We start from the raw sequence: 14,184 nt of genomic DNA on the forward strand, positions 1-14,184 counted from the left end.
AGGGTCCGCAGATTGGCGGGCAAATTGACCACCATCCAAAACGCAAGCCCCGGCCCAGCCGGGGCTTTTTCTTTGCCCGCGTCCCAGCCGGACAAACTCTCGTGCCGAGCCGGCGCTAGGGGCGGGCACCAATCAACCGGGAGGGGTACATGCCGAACCGGACGACCTACGGGGCCACCATGAAGGACGAAATCATTGGCACTGCCGCTGGTGCTGTAGCGAAGGCTGCTCCACCGGTGACGGTAGCCGGCGCGGTCGCCGCAGGGGCGAACCTCGACCGCGTGGTGTTGGTTCTGACGATCATCTACCTGGTGGGCCAGATCAGCTACCTGGGCTGGCGCTGGGTTCGCGAGTGGCGGCAGAGGGCGCGAGCATGAAGGCGAAGATCATTGGTAGCAGCGCCGCCGCCGTCATCGCTCTGGCTGCGGCCGCGCTGGTAAAGCCATGGGAGGGCTACTCGGCGACTCCCTATGTCGACATGGTGGGCGTTGCCACTTACTGCTACGGCGATACCAGCCGCCCGGAAAAGGCGGTCTACACCGAGCAGGAGTGTGCCGAGAGGTTGAACAGCCGGCTTGGGCAGTACCTGACCGGTATTCAGGCATGTATCCGCGTCCCACTACAGCCCCACGAGGCTGCGGCTCTGCTCAGCTGGACCTACAACGTGGGCGTAGGCGCTGCTTGCCGCTCAACACTGGTGGGGCGTATCAACGCTGGCCAGCCCGCCGCGAGCTGGTGCCCGGAGCTGGACCGCTGGGTGTACGCCGGTGGCAAGCGCGTGCAGGGCTTGGTGAACCGCCGGGCCGCTGAGCGCCGGATGTGCGAGGGCCGGCCGTGAAGCGCGTTGCCATCACAGTCGCCGCGTTCGTCCTGTGGTCCGGCGCCATGGTCGGCGTTGGCTGGGCCTGGCGCAGTGACCGGGCAGAGGGCAGAGAGGCCACCCATCGCGCCGCCGGTGCCGAGGCAGCAGCAGCCCAGGTCAACCAGACCCGTGCCACCGAGCACGCTCAGGCCGAGACACTGGCCGCCATTGGAGCGAAGCATGAAGAAGACCGCGCTGCGGCCGAGACCGTCCCTGCTGCTGTTGTGGCTGACCTGCGCGCTGGTCGTCTCCAGTTGCGCGACGACCTCGCCACCTGCAATACCGCTCGCCTGTCCGAAGCCGTCGCCGGCGCCGTCGAACGTGACCAGGCAGCCCAACTACGAGCAGAGGTCGCGGGCGCTCTTGTTCAAATCGGACGAGACGCCGACGACCATGTCCGGGCCTGCCAGGCCGTGATCGCAGCTGACCGTCAACCGGTGGCGCCATGAACCGGCGGCTGCTGGCACTGGGCCGGTTGAAGACCGGCGAGATGAACAAGACCGAGGCCGCGTATGCCGAGCGGCTGCGCGCGCTGCAGTCTGCTGGTGAGATCCAGTGGCACCGGTTCGAGGGGCTGAAGCTGCGCCTGGCCGACAACACGTTCTACACCCCGGACTTTGCGGTGCTGGAGGCCGACGGTGTCATGGCCTGCCACGAAGTGAAGGGGCACTGGCAGGACGATGCACGGGCCAAGATCAAGATCGCCGCGACCATGTACCCGTTCCGCTTCATAGCGGTGAAGGCCAAGCCCAAGCGGGATGGCGGTGGCTGGGCAGTGGAGGAGTTCTGATGGGGGAGGTCAGGTACAGAGTTGCGGTCCGCTGGCGCTGGTGGTTCCACGTCTGCTTGGCTTGCTGGCGGATCCTTCGACTGTTCGGCATTCAGCCAAGTGCGGAAGGCTTGGACTGGTACATACGCCGCGGCTTGGTGCTGAAGACAATGAGGGTTAATGATGGACGTTGCACAGATTCAAGCTCTCGCAGCTGAGCTGGCCACCGAGCGTGCTGCGCGCGCGGCTGCTGATGCTGCCTTGGCTACTCGCATTGACGGCGCCACCGACGCTCGTATCGATCGCTTGATTGGGGCCATCGAGACACAGGGCAATCAGATCGGCGAGCTGGCCATGCACGTGGGGCTGCTCGTGCAGGCGGTGGCGCAGCTGCTGGGCGAGGAGGCCGGTGCACCGGTGCAGGACGAAGGTGCCGAGCCTGCGCGCGTCGATTTGGACGGGAAGCCCTACTGATGCCCACCAGGCCACCGCAGCACCGTGCCGCCGGCTGGCGCCCCTACAAGGAGACCAGCGCCCAGGTCCGCAAGAGACAGGCACGCCGCGCGCTGCCCACCAACTGCTCGCTGTGGCGCCGGATCCGTGCGGTGGTGCTGGCTCGTGAGCCCCTGTGCAGATGCTGTGCTGAGCAGGGAAGGGTGCGGGCGGCCACTGAGGTCGACCACATCGACGGGGACGACGGCAACAACGCTGACAGCAACCTGCAGCCGCTGTGCCGGCCGTGCCATAGCGCCAAGACGGCACGGGAGAACGGCGGGTTCGGCAGGGACGCTCGGCAGCACAGTGGGGCCGACCGAACCGCGAGTTATCCACCGAAAGCTGAACGAAAAGGGAGGGGGGAGGGTCAAAGTTGAGGGCCTTCCTCGCCCGATACGTGCGCCCCCCTTTCTTCTCGCGTCCGCAGAATTTGAATTTCAGAAATGGGAGGTCCGATGGCTCGCCATCGACAGCCGAGGGAACTGGCCGAGCTGAAGGGCGCGACCAAGAAGGATCCGCAGCGCTACAAGAAGGAAGCGCCCAAGGCGAATGCTCCACTGGGCAAGGCACCGGCACACCTTCCGACCGAGGTCGCAGTGGTCTGGAAGGAGCTGGAGAAGTGTGCCCTGCCTGGCGTCCTGACCAGCGCCGATCGTTTCATCATGGAGGTGGCGTCGTCGCTGCTTTCCGAGTTCCGTGCCAACCGTGGCGAGTTCGTTGCGGCCAAGTACTCCCACCTGATCGGCTGCCTGGCGCGCCTGGGCCTGACCCCGGCTGACCGTCAGAAGCTGGGGACCGAAAAGACCCCGGAGGGCAACCCATTCGACGAGTTCTGATCCATGACGCCGAGCGAATCAGCCAAGGCATACGCCAAGGGCGTCACGTCAGGAAAGATCCCGGCCGGCGAGTTCATCCGTCTGGCGTGCCAGCGGTTCTTGGATGACCTGAAGCGCAAGGGGGCCGACTGGCCCTACAAGTACGACGCCGAGAAGGCGGACCGCGCGGTGCGGTTCATGGAGAAGATGCCGCACACGAAAGGAAAGTGGGCGGCGCAGAAGCGACTGCTGGTGCTGGAGCCCTGGCAGCACTTCATCGAGTGCAACCTGTTCGGCTGGGTCCACAAGAAGACCGGGCACCGGCGCTTCCGCCGCGCATACGAGGAGATCCCGCGCAAGAACGGCAAGTCGTTGCGACTGGCTGCCCGTGGCCTGTACCTGTTCTGCGCTGACGGCGAGGCGGGCGCGGAGGTCTATTCGGGCGCTACCAGCGAGAAACAGGCGTACGAGGTGTTCCGCCCGGCCTGGCAAATGGTCCAGAAACTGCCGGCCCTGCGCGCCCGCTTCGGTATCGAACAGGCGGGCAACCCGAAGAACCCGGGGCCGCTGTTCGTCATGGAGGACATGTCCAAGTTCGAGACGATGATCGGCAAGCCCGGCGATGGCTCGAGCCCGCACGCGGCGCTGGTGGACGAGTACCACGAACACGACGATGACCACATGGTCGACGCCATGGAAACTGGCATGGGCGCGCGCGAGCAGCCCCTGCTGTCGATCATCACCACGGCAGGCACCAACCTCTCCGGCCCATGCTTCGAGATGCGAGGCGATGCCATCCGCATCCTGCGCGGCGAGGTGACCGATGAGACGGTGTTCGCGGCGATTTACTGCATAGATGAGGGCGACCGCTGGGACGATCCGGCGAGCCTGCGCAAGGCCAACCCGAACTACGGCGTTTCCGTGTTCGAGCAGTTCCTGCTCGACCAGCTCGCCAAGGCAAAGCGGTCGGCCAGCAAGCAAAGCGCGTTCCGTACCAAGCACCTGAACGACTGGGTCGGCGCCAAGCTGGCATGGATGAACATGCTGGCCTGGCAGCGGCAGAAGCGACGGTTTGAGGTGTCCGACTTTGCGGGCTGTCCGTGCTGGATCGGCGTCGATCTGGCATCCAAGCTGGACGTGGCTGCCGTGGTGCTGCTGTTCGAGAAGGGCGATAGCTACTACGTCATTCCCCGGTTCTACGTGCCGGAGTCGGCCGTGGAGGAAAACGAGAAGTACCAGCAGTTCCTGCTGGACGAACTGATCGTGTCCACGCCGGGGAACATGACGGACTACGCGTTCATCGAAGAGGAGCTGAAAGAGCTTGCGGCACAGGGCGTCGACGTGCGGGACATTGCCTTTGACCCGGCCCAAGCGGCGTACCTGATGACGCGCCTTGAACAGGAAGGGCTGCCGACCGTGGAGATGGCGCAGTCGGTGCGCAACCTCTCCGAGCCCATGAAAGAAGTGGAGGCGCTCATCCTGTCGCGGCGCCTGTGGCACGACGGCAACGCGGCCATGACCTGGATGATGGGCAACGTAGTGGCGCGCGTGGATGCCAAGGAACACGTCTATCCCCGCAAGGAAAAGATGGAAAGCAAGATCGACGGCGCGGTGGCGCTAATCATGGCCATGGGCCGCGCCATGCAGGCGCGCGACACCGGCACAACCCAACAAGGCTTCGTGGTGATCGACTGATGTTCGGACTATTCGAGAAGAACCGGCGGGCCGATGCCCGCGACCGTATCGAGCCGACGATCAGCAACCTGGTCGACGGCGAGGTGATCCAGTCCTCCGGCATGGGCATGTTCGAGGTATTCGGGAACCCGACGACGGCCTCCGGAGCCGTGGTCAGCCCGGAATCGGCGATGCGGGTTTCGGCGGTGTTCGCTGCCGTTTCGCTGCTGGCCGGCGCGATCGCCCAGCTGCCGCTGCCTGTGTTCGAGCGGGTGGACGGCCATCGCAAGCGGGCGGAGCATGACTACTGGTGGCTGCTGAACGAGCAGTTCTCCTCCGTCTGGTCGAGCGCCACCGGCTGGGAGTTCATCGTCGGCCAGATGCTGCTGCGCGGTGATGGCGTGGTGTACCTGACGCGCAACCGTGCCGGGGTGGCGACCGGGTTGATCCCCTGGCCACGCGATAGGGTGATGATCCTCAAGCAGGAGAAAACCAGCCCACGACAGCCGACACGCCTGCAGTACACGTTCCACGATGCGGACGGGTATTTCACCGTCGACCAGGACGACGTGCTCCATTTCCCCGGCTTCGGTTTCAACGGCGTGCACGGCATGTCGGTGATCCAGTGGGGCGCGCGGAACGGCATCGGCATCGCTATCCAAGGTGACGAGCACGCGGGCAAGTTCTTCAGTGAGGGCGGCAAACCCGAAGTGGCCATCCGTACGCCGAACAAGATGACCACCGCCCAGCAGGATGATTTCCGCGACGCCTGGGTCAAGAAGTACGGCGGGGTGCAGGGCAACCGTCGGATCCCCTTGGTCCTGACCGAGGGGCTGGAGGTTCACGAGCTGACTATGTCGGCGGTCGACCAGCAGCTGCTGGAGTCCCGACAGTGGCAGGTGATCGATGTGGCCCGCGCCTTCGGTGTGCCGCCCCACATGATTGGTGAAACCACCAAGGCGACCAGCTGGGGCAGTGGCATCGAGAGCATGGGCATCGGCTTCGTGAAGTACACGCTGGGCCCGCACCTGAAGCGGATCAAGGACGAGTTGAACCGCAAGCTGTTCCGCACGCCGCGCTACTTCGTTGAGCACAACGTGGACATGTTCATGGCCGGCGACTCGAAGACGCAGGCCGAGTACTTCAGCAAGGCATTGGGTGGCCCCGGCACGCAAGGCTGGATGGTCGTGAACGAGGTCCGCCGCCTCAAGAACCTGCCTCCCATTGAGGGCGGCGACAAGCTCTACCAACCGACAGACCCCGCGCCACCGGCCAAGCCGGGCGGCGACGACCCTGAAAGGAACCCCGAAGATGCCGATTCCTAAGCTGCTGCAGCTGGCCAAGAACAACGCCGGCCAGTCCAAGCCCATCCGGGCGGAGACCGAAGGCAAGGAGGCCACGATCTACCTGCACGGCGTCATCGGCGGGTGGTGGGGCGATATTGACGAGACGATGTTTGCCCAGGCCATGGCCGGCATCGAGGCGGACGTGATCCACCTGCGCATCGACTCGCCCGGCGGTGACGTGTTTGCGGCCCGATCGATGATGACGGCCATCGCTCAGCACAAGGCAACTGTCATCGCCCACATCGATGGCTTGGCTGCCTCGGCTATGACCGGCGTCTGCATGGCGTGCGACAAGGTCGAGATCAGTGAAGGCGGTGCGTTCATGATCCACAACGCATGGACCATCACCGTTGGCAACAAGGCAGACATGACCAAGACCGGTGAGCTGCTTGCCAAGATCGATGCTGGCCTGGCCGGCGACTACACCCGGCGCACCGGGAAGGATGAGGCGCAGATCGTTCAGTGGATGGGCGAAGAGACCTGGTTCACGGCCGACGAAGCCAAGGAACACGGCTTCGCAGACGAGGTGGTGGAGATCGTGGGCAAGAAGAAGGCATCCAACACCTGGGATCTCTCCGCTTATGACAACGCGCCGGCTGCGCTGGCTGCTCCGGGCAGCAGTGCCGAGGACGATAGCGCCATCGTTGCTCACTTGGCCAACCTGGACCGCAAGACTGCGCTTCTGGAAAAGACCCCTGCGTAAGCGACTCCCGCCCGCAGTTCAACCCGACCGCCGAAAGGCGGTTTTTTTTCGACACGAGGAAATCACCAATGCCCTTCAACATTCAGGCCGAGCGGGAGCGCCGCACCGCGCTGGCAAAGGAAACCCGCAATCTGCTGGATAGCAGCACCGGCGACGGCAACAAGTGGACGCCGGAGAACCAGGCCAAGTACGACAACAACATCGCCGAGATCGAGCGCATCGACGCGGCGATCGAGCGTCATCAGAAGGTCATGGACCTGACGGCCGACGAGGCACTGCGCGAGCAGGGCGTGCGTGAACACGACACCGCCAACCGCGGCGGCCGGGAGCTGTCCAACGAGGAGCGCCTGTTCGACCGCTGGGCGCGTGGCGGTGACAGCGCCCTGAGCGCCGAGGACTGGAAGCAGGTCAACGCGGCCATGTCGGGCAATCCGGCCGTCAATCCGGAGCAGGGCGGCTACACCGTTCCGACCACGCTGGCCGAGCAGATCCTGGATGCCCTGAAGGCGTTCGGCGGCATGCGCCAGGTCGCCGACGTGTTCCGCACCGCCGGCGGCGAGCCGATGCAGTATCCGACCAGCGATGGCACGTCCGAAGAGGGCGAGCTGGTCGCCGAGAATCAGGCGGCAGCCGACCAGGACGTGGCCTTCGGCACCAAGGGCCTGCAGGTGTACAAGTACAGCTCCAAGGTGGTCACGGTGCCGTGGGAGCTACTGCAGGACAGCACCGCTGATATCGCAGGCTTCATCGAGAAGCGCCTGCAGACCCGCCTGGGCCGCGTCACCAACCGCCACTACTCCGTCGGCACCGGCGTCGGCCAGCCGATGGGCGCCTTTACTGCCGCGACGGTGGGCAAGATCGGCGCTGTCTCGGCGCTGCCGATCATCACCTACGACGACCTGGTCGACCTGGAGCACAGCATCGATCCGGCGTATCGCCAGCTGGCCAAGTGGATGTTCCACGACGACATGCTGAAGCTGATCCGCAAGGTGAAGGACGACCAGGGCCGACCGATCTTCGTGCCGGGTTACGAGCAGGGCAATCCGGGCGGTGCGCCGGATCGTCTGCTGAATCGCGATATCCAGATCAACCAGCACGCCCCGGTCCCGGCCGCAGGCGCCACGTCGATCGCGTTCGGCGACTTCAGCTACTACAAGATCCGCGACGTGATGGCCGTGACCCTGTTCCGCTTCAACGACTCGGCCTACGTGAAGAAGGGCCAGGTGGGCTTCATGGCCTGGATGCGCTCTGGCGGCAACCTGGTCGACGTGGGCGGCGCGGTGAAGACCTTCAAGCACGGCGCTGCGGCTTAATCGCCTCGGCCCACGAACGGAGGGACGCCCCAGTGCGGGCGTCCCTTGGAGACGATCATGGCAAAGCAGAAGAACACCCCACCGCCTGCGCCCGGCGTTCCGCTCGGTGCGCAGGAAGCGCCCACTGCAGTAGTGGACGCAGCGGCTGGCCAGCGCGAGCAAGCGAACGCCGAAAGTCCCGACGCTGCCGCGGCAGCCGCCGTCGGTGAGCCGGCGGCGGATGAGGACGGAGACAGCCAGACGCCCGAAACCGTGGCGACGGACAATGACGTGCCGCCACCGGATGAAGAACTGGCTCCGCCGGATAGTGAAACCGTGCCGGCGCTGGTGCTCAGTGACAACCACCTGGGGAAGGTTGGCCAGGTGATCCAGGTCAACGCGGCACACGTTGAGGCGCTTCGCCTTGGCGGGCTGATCGACCCCCATCCCAACGCCATCAAGTCGGCCACGCCGGAGGAATGACCCATGCTGCGCACGTTGACCCCGGCGGCAGAGGAACCCGTGTCGCTGAGCGAAGCGAAGGCGCACCTGGTAGTCATCCACGATGCCGACGACGCGCTGATCGGCGCCTTCATCACCGCCGCGCGTGAGTCGGTAGAGCGCACCACGGGGTATGCGTTGGCAGCAGCGACCTATGAGTGGACCCCGGTCGGCGAGGGCCGCTCTCCGCTGCCTATTGAGCCAGCCACGCTCGACAGCGAGCCAGGCGCCTATCCGGTGAAGTTCACGACGACACCTGGCCCGCTTCCGGGGCCGCTGCGCGCGGCCGTGTTGCTGTTACTGGGCGACCTGTACGCCAACCGCGAGGCGGTGGTGGCTGGCTCGCAGTTGGCCGAGAACCCGACCCTGGACAGGCTGATGTTCCCCTACCGGCGGGTGCTGCCATGAGGCGGGCGGGCAAGTACCGGCATCGCATCGAGCTGCAGGATTACGGCCCGGTGCGTGATCCGCTCGGCGGGGACGTGAAGCAATGGCGTAGATGGCGGGCTGACGTGCCGGCAGAGGTGGTTCCGCTCTCGGGTCGGGAGTTCACTGCGGCCTCGGCCGAGCATGGAGAGGTGACTGCACGCATCGAGATCCCTTACCTGCCCGGGGTAGTGCGGACCATGCGCGTGGTGTTCGACGGGCAGGTGTATGCGATTCGTGCGGTGCTGCCGGATGCGACGGCGCGCGGGCATATCACGCTGATGGTCGATGCTGGGGTGTCCGATGGCTGAGCAGGTGAAGATCGACGGCCTGGACGGCCTCCTGCGTTCGCTGCGGCAGGCACCCAAGGCGATTCAGGGGCGAGCCGTGCAAGCCGGTATGCGCAAGGGCGGTAACGTCATCCGCGACGACGCCCGGCGGCGGGCTCCGAGAGCATCGGGGTTCATGGCCTCGCAGATCGTCACCCGCCGGGCCAACACCAAAAGCCGGCAGCGTGCAGGCGTAGGCCAAGGCGGCGAGTACTTCACGGTTGGCGTTAAGACCGGTCGCCGCCGAAAGTATGCCAACACCAAGCGCAACCGGCGTCGCGGCCGCGTCGGGAAGGTCTATGAGGAGGCGGGCTGGGCCTATTACTGGCGCTTCAAGGAATTCGGCACCAGGAAGATGAGAGCCGAGCCGTTCCTCACGCCGGCAGGCGAGGCCAAGGGGCCGGAGGCGGCGCAGGTGATCATCAATGAAACCTGGGCGGCGCTGGACAAGCAGCTGAAGAAGGATGGCTGGCGATGATGGTTCCCCTGATCCAGTCCCTGCTGCAGGGTGATGCAGCGGTTCGGCACATGCTGGGCGACCCGATCCGATTGTGGCCGGGAACCGCGCCACAGGATGCGGCACTGCCCTACGCGACGTGGGAGGTGGTCGTCGGCTCGCCCACTGCGATGCTGTCCGAGGCGCCGCCGGCCGACGGCTGGCGAGTCCGATTGACCGTGTGGGGCGAAGCCCTGACACAGGCCAACGGCGCGGCCGTCGCCATCCGCGACGCGATCGAGCGCGTGGGCAGCATCGAGTCTTACAACCCGACGCCTGACAGCGACGGCACGGACGCCTTTGGCATCTCCTTCGACGCCAGGCTCCTGCAACTGCGCTGATCCACACAACGGCAACCCACTGGCCCCGCAAGGGGCCTTTTTCATGCCCGGCGACGGGCGCAACACAAGGAAACCCCTATGGGACAGGTAATCAAGTCGAAGCATTCGCAGCTGTTCGTCGCCATCGCCGCGGCCGAGGTCATCAAGGTGACCCGCCTGCGTTCGGTCGGCTTCCCCGATGGCCAGGCGTCGGAGATCGATATCTCCGATTACGATGACGACTGGGACCAGTTCGTCGCCGGCCGCAAGCAGACCGGCAGCACCAGCATCGAGATCATCTACGACAGCGTCGACCACGAGAAGCTGGAAGAGCTACACGAGACCGGTGCCGTCGTGAATTGGCTGGTGACCGCGCCGCTGTCGGAAACCGAAGGCGTGGCCAAGCCGACCGCCGTTGCCGGCAAGATCACCCCGCCGGACACCGTGCTGTCAAAGCAGTTCGACGGCTTCGTGCAGAACTTCGCGGTGACCAGCCAGGACAACGACGTCTGGAAGGCGACGATCACCATCCGCGGCTCCGGCGCCGTCACCACGCACCGCCCGACGCCGTAAGGCCGCGCCAACGGCGCCCACCCAGGCCCGCTCCGGCGGGCCATCTCTCTGACAGGGCGCGCGGATCCTCCGCGTGTTAGCCGTGCGCGGCCCGCGCGCCCTGTCGCCATTCGAGGAAACGGCCAATGAGCAAGACCAACGACACCCCCCAAACCCAGCCGCAGCAGCCCCTGAGCGTCCTGCAGTCGTTCACCAACCTGGGCATGTTCGCGTCCAAGGACGTGCACGCCGACACGATCACCCTGCCCAACGGAGCCAAGGCGCAGTTCCATGTCCGCGAGCTGCCGGATGCGGAGTTCCGCAAGCTGTGGGGTGAAGGCGACCGCGCCAAGCTGATCGCAGCGACCATCTGCGACGAGGACGGCAAGCCGGTAATGAACGTGGAGCAGGCCGCCCAGCTCAAACCGCTGGTTGCCGCTGAGCTGCAGCGCGTGGCCATGAAGCATTCCGGCTTCGGCGAGGATGCTGCGCAAGCCCAGGCTGACGCGGGAAACGGCTAAGGCAGCGCGGCGAGGACTGGTTCTGGAAGGTCCTCGCCGGCCACCTACATCGCACGGTGGCGGAGCTGCAAGCGAGCATGTCGCGCCGGGAGTTCCGGGAATGGTGGGAGTTCCACAAGCGGAACCCCATCGACCCTGTAAGCCTGCACATCAAGCCCGCTGCCTTCGCCGCATACATCACTGCCTCACACAGCCAAGGCGGCACCAAGCGCTCCTTTCAGGAGTACCTGGACACACTTGTTCCACGTTCCGAGGAGGACGAGGCACAGGACTGGTTCGATCGACTGGGATAGCCATGACCGACACTTTCGGGCGGTTCGCCGCCACGCCCATTGGCCCGTTACTCGCTGCGCGAGATGGCGGGCTTACCCTGGCCACCACCGGCGCCACCACGCTGGCCAGCCACGCGCGCTCCGACTTCGGCCTTGATGCCGGGACGGTGGGCGTGGAGTTTGCGGTGTGGGGCGATGACGCCCTTGCAGCCCTCGTAGGCTTCGCCACGGGCCCGGCAGCGCTGAACAAGGCGCTGGGTGCGGATCTCGCCAGCATTGGCTGGGACCTCGCCGCCGGGCGCCTGCTGCAGGCTGGAGGAGCGATCGCCACTGGCCTGCCGGCGGTGACCCACGGAGATATTGTCGGGCTGCAGGTCGTGTTCTCGAACCCTCGCCAGCTGCGGCTCTACCTCAACGGCGCGCAGATCCTGGTGCGCGAGCTGCAGCTGTCTGGGCCGCTGTTCTTCGCCGCGTCACTGGCCGCAACCAAGGCGGGCGGGCTGTGCCTCGCGGTCAACGCAGGGCAGTGGGGGCCGCGAAGCGAGGCGGCGGCCGCTGGCTGGCGGTTGCCCGCTGCATCCGTGAGCCCGACCCGGCTGGCCGACGTGGACTGGCTGTCTGCGCCCGGCGATAGCCCGGCGAACGTTCGCTACGAGGGGTTGGTGGCCGAGGGCGTCAACCTGATCCAGGAGCTGGCGTTCTGGCCGTGGGGCGGTGACCCGGTGTCCCAGGCCGCGGCCGCCGAGTGCGTCGTGCTCGATGCGGAAGGTTTGCTGGACGGGATGGCGGGCACTGGTGCCTCTGGCAGCTCGGTGCAGATCCTGCTGGCGCCCGAAAACGGGATGCGGGCCGACGCGGTCCCGGCCTTCCGTTGCGCGATCGAGCAGATCGAGATCAACGACGACGGCACCAAGACGCTTCACCTGCGTGACGCGCACGACTACTTGGATGAAACCATCAACCGGGGCGTGTTCCTGCCGAACGTCCCTTCGCTGGCCTGGAAGCCGCAGCCGGTACTGATCGGGGCAGTGGCCAGCGTCCCGGCAATGGGCGCCAACTCGGATGCGACTTCAATGTTCGTGGCCGACAGCCGGGTCTACATCGATGCGGTGATGGATCGCGGTGACCTGATGGAGGACGGCACCTACAGCGAGGCTCCGGACGGGCAGCAGCTGCTGTTGAAGTCACCCCCCGTGACGCCGGTTGTCGTGGACGCATCGAGCATCGGACCGAGCATGATGCCGGCGCGATTGGAACAGGCGGTGGGTGATGTGATGGCCCGGTTGGGCCGAGCGGCGTGGTCGGCCAGCGACTGTGCGGAAATCGACCACGCCACGGGTTACATGGGCCTCGGCTACTACTCAGGAACAGCCATCACTGGTCGCGCTGCGCTGAATGCGCTCCTACCCAGCTACGGCGCCGGCTGCTACCAGGATCCATCCGGGGTCCTGCGCTTCGCCCGCGTGACCGCGCCCGAGGCCTATGCCGGCGCGTTCGCCTTCGACCTGTCGGAGGATGATCTGGCGGCTGATCTGATCATGGTGCCCGATGATGCTCCGAACCTGACTCGACGCATGACCTACCGACCCAACGGCCAAGCGCTGGGCGCGTCAGACCTGGTCACCGACGTTGTCGACGTGCCGCAGTCCCGACGCGACGAACTGACCGGCCTTTACCGGGGGCAGGTGTATGGCGCTGGTCCGCTGCACGCCCACTACCAGCGGGCAGAGGCGGCTGACCCGGTGATCTCGTTGTTCTGGCATGCGGCCGACGCGCAACAGGAGATTGATCGCGTCCTGGGCCTGTACCGGGTGCAGCGCCACTTCTACCAGCTGGCGGTGCGTGGTGATCAGGACTTGGCGCCCCTGCCGGGACAGATCGGCCGGATCACCTACGGGCGTTACGGCCTCGACGACGGCAAGCCGGTGCTGGTGCGCCGTGTGGAGCGCAACCCTGCCACGGGGGACGTGGTGCTGACGGTGTGGGGATGATGACGTGTTGATTGGATATGGCGTGCCGGCAGTCGCGACGGTGGCCCTCACCGGTGGCACGTGGTTGAGTGCGGACCAGGGCTCGGCGCTCTTCGACGGAAAGCCTGGCAGGCGGTCGCGGATCCGCCGCACCAGTTCGCTGGCGATCACGATCACCCTGGCCGAAGCTGTTGTGCCGGGGATCATCGCGATTCTCGGCCTCAACATTCCGCCCGGCGTCCAGGTCAGCGCCGCCGGAGCCACCGGGACCACCATGCGTCTGCCTGACGGCAGCGTCTGCGCCTGGCTGTTCCCGCAGGGCAGCGCCCTGGTCTCGGTGGTGTCCGTGGAGATCGCCACCACGGCCACCAACGTGGACGTGGGCGAGATTGCGATCTTCCGGGCAGTCGAGGTGGGTATCAGCGACGGCTGGGTGGTAGCCACAATCGACACCAGCCAGCACACCCGCACCAAGGGTGGCCAGGTCAACACGGTTCCCGGGCCTCTGTACCGCCGTCTCACCTGCACGTTGTCAGGCCGGGCGACAGCTGCCGTGCGCGGCGGTGGGCTGGGCGGGACCGATTGGGAGACGGTGGCGGCAGCAATGGCGGGGCGTAACCGCTCCTGCGCTGTGCCGCAGTACCGGGACATGGTCAGCAAGGCGTTCGACCCGCTGCTGGCGGCGCGGTCGGCGCTCTACGGCTACCCGACACAGCTGCCGTCGGCGGAGAACATCAGCAGGCAGTACTTCACCGGATACATGGAGTTTGAAGAGGTGCCTGTCTGATCTACCAATGGAACGGTGGCATTATTCCCCTCAACAACAATTGTTGAGGGGAAG

General features: G+C 65.9%; 20 protein-coding genes. All 20 read left to right on the top strand.

Going from position 1 to position 14,184, the window contains the following annotated elements:
* The first annotated feature begins 179 nt into the window (after nucleotides 1–179).
* The 20 genes from AC5P7R_RS12455 to AC5P7R_RS12550 all read left to right on the top strand — a co-directional run bounded on the left by AC5P7R_RS12455 (nucleotide 180) and on the right by AC5P7R_RS12550 (nucleotide 14,130).
* A complete protein-coding gene (locus AC5P7R_RS12455) occupies nucleotides 180–377 on the top strand; it encodes a hypothetical protein (protein ID WP_188239732.1) in 198 nt (65 codons plus the stop codon).
* Nucleotides 374–838 carry a lysozyme gene (locus AC5P7R_RS12460; RefSeq protein WP_099605625.1) on the top strand — a complete coding sequence of 155 codons (465 nt, stop codon included), beginning with the start codon at nucleotides 374–376 and terminating at the stop codon, nucleotides 836–838. Before AC5P7R_RS12455 ends, AC5P7R_RS12460 begins: the two co-directional genes overlap by 4 nt.
* Nucleotides 835–1,311, top strand: a complete 477-nt coding sequence (locus AC5P7R_RS12465; protein WP_188239733.1) for a lysis system i-spanin subunit Rz — start codon at nucleotides 835–837, stop codon at nucleotides 1,309–1,311. Before AC5P7R_RS12460 ends, AC5P7R_RS12465 begins: the two co-directional genes overlap by 4 nt.
* Entirely contained in the window at nucleotides 1,308–1,652 is a 345-nt protein-coding gene (locus AC5P7R_RS12470) for a DUF1064 domain-containing protein (RefSeq protein ID WP_188239734.1), read from the top strand. Before AC5P7R_RS12465 ends, AC5P7R_RS12470 begins: the two co-directional genes overlap by 4 nt.
* Nucleotides 1,653–1,814: 162 nt before the next feature.
* On the top strand, nucleotides 1,815–2,105 hold the full coding sequence (locus tag AC5P7R_RS12475) for a hypothetical protein (protein ID WP_188239735.1): 291 nt from the start codon (nucleotides 1,815–1,817) through the stop codon (nucleotides 2,103–2,105).
* Complete coding sequence (locus tag AC5P7R_RS12480) at nucleotides 2,105–2,503, top strand: HNH endonuclease (RefSeq protein ID WP_188239736.1); 399 nt, start codon at nucleotides 2,105–2,107, stop codon at nucleotides 2,501–2,503. Before AC5P7R_RS12475 ends, AC5P7R_RS12480 begins: the two co-directional genes overlap by 1 nt.
* Nucleotides 2,504–2,581: 78 nt before the next feature.
* The gene (locus AC5P7R_RS12485) at nucleotides 2,582–2,962 is read left to right on the top strand and encodes a hypothetical protein (protein ID WP_065179332.1); all 381 of its coding nucleotides are present in this window, start codon (nucleotides 2,582–2,584) and stop codon (nucleotides 2,960–2,962) included.
* Between the two features lie 3 nt (nucleotides 2,963–2,965).
* The gene (locus AC5P7R_RS12490; RefSeq protein WP_134729615.1) at nucleotides 2,966–4,636 is read left to right on the top strand and encodes a terminase large subunit; all 1,671 of its coding nucleotides are present in this window, start codon (nucleotides 2,966–2,968) and stop codon (nucleotides 4,634–4,636) included.
* Nucleotides 4,636–5,940: a phage portal protein gene (locus tag AC5P7R_RS12495; RefSeq protein WP_188239737.1), complete on the top strand. Its 1,305-nt coding sequence runs from the start codon at nucleotides 4,636–4,638 to the stop codon at nucleotides 5,938–5,940. The genes AC5P7R_RS12490 and AC5P7R_RS12495 overlap by 1 nt, the downstream gene beginning before the upstream one ends.
* A complete protein-coding gene (locus AC5P7R_RS12500; protein WP_495213918.1) occupies nucleotides 5,927–6,664 on the top strand; it encodes a head maturation protease, ClpP-related in 738 nt (245 codons plus the stop codon). The genes AC5P7R_RS12495 and AC5P7R_RS12500 overlap by 14 nt, the downstream gene beginning before the upstream one ends.
* Nucleotides 6,665–6,732: 68 nt before the next feature.
* A complete protein-coding gene (locus AC5P7R_RS12505; RefSeq protein ID WP_188239739.1) occupies nucleotides 6,733–7,977 on the top strand; it encodes a phage major capsid protein in 1,245 nt (414 codons plus the stop codon).
* A gap of 57 nt (nucleotides 7,978–8,034) precedes the next feature.
* The gene (locus AC5P7R_RS12510; protein WP_495213920.1) at nucleotides 8,035–8,439 is read left to right on the top strand and encodes a hypothetical protein; all 405 of its coding nucleotides are present in this window, start codon (nucleotides 8,035–8,037) and stop codon (nucleotides 8,437–8,439) included.
* 3 nt (nucleotides 8,440–8,442) lie between these two features.
* Nucleotides 8,443–8,865, top strand: coding sequence for a head-tail connector protein (locus AC5P7R_RS12515; protein ID WP_099473319.1), 423 nt, complete (start codon nucleotides 8,443–8,445; stop codon nucleotides 8,863–8,865).
* Complete coding sequence (locus tag AC5P7R_RS12520) at nucleotides 8,862–9,194, top strand: phage head closure protein (protein ID WP_188239741.1); 333 nt, start codon at nucleotides 8,862–8,864, stop codon at nucleotides 9,192–9,194. The genes AC5P7R_RS12515 and AC5P7R_RS12520 overlap by 4 nt, the downstream gene beginning before the upstream one ends.
* On the top strand, nucleotides 9,187–9,690 hold the full coding sequence (locus AC5P7R_RS12525; RefSeq protein WP_188239742.1) for an HK97-gp10 family putative phage morphogenesis protein: 504 nt from the start codon (nucleotides 9,187–9,189) through the stop codon (nucleotides 9,688–9,690). The genes AC5P7R_RS12520 and AC5P7R_RS12525 overlap by 8 nt, the downstream gene beginning before the upstream one ends.
* A complete protein-coding gene (gene gp17 / locus AC5P7R_RS12530) occupies nucleotides 9,687–10,049 on the top strand; it encodes a tail completion protein gp17 (protein ID WP_188239743.1) in 363 nt (120 codons plus the stop codon). Before AC5P7R_RS12525 ends, gp17 begins: the two co-directional genes overlap by 4 nt.
* A 78-nt stretch (nucleotides 10,050–10,127) precedes the next feature.
* Nucleotides 10,128–10,601, top strand: a complete 474-nt coding sequence (locus AC5P7R_RS12535; protein ID WP_053497212.1) for a phage tail tube protein — start codon at nucleotides 10,128–10,130, stop codon at nucleotides 10,599–10,601.
* A 125-nt stretch (nucleotides 10,602–10,726) separates the two neighbouring features.
* Nucleotides 10,727–11,101 carry a hypothetical protein gene (locus AC5P7R_RS12540; protein ID WP_005408966.1) on the top strand — a complete coding sequence of 125 codons (375 nt, stop codon included), beginning with the start codon at nucleotides 10,727–10,729 and terminating at the stop codon, nucleotides 11,099–11,101.
* A 295-nt stretch (nucleotides 11,102–11,396) separates the two neighbouring features.
* Nucleotides 11,397–13,364 (top strand): hypothetical protein, encoded by a 1,968-nt coding sequence (locus AC5P7R_RS12545; protein ID WP_495213921.1) that lies wholly within the window; start codon nucleotides 11,397–11,399, stop codon nucleotides 13,362–13,364.
* A 4-nt stretch (nucleotides 13,365–13,368) separates the two neighbouring features.
* Nucleotides 13,369–14,130: a hypothetical protein gene (locus AC5P7R_RS12550; RefSeq protein WP_495213922.1), complete on the top strand. Its 762-nt coding sequence runs from the start codon at nucleotides 13,369–13,371 to the stop codon at nucleotides 14,128–14,130.
* The last annotated feature ends 54 nt before the right edge of the window (nucleotides 14,131–14,184 follow it).

The organism is Stenotrophomonas sp. YJH_SMC_27 (genome assembly GCF_059369815.1).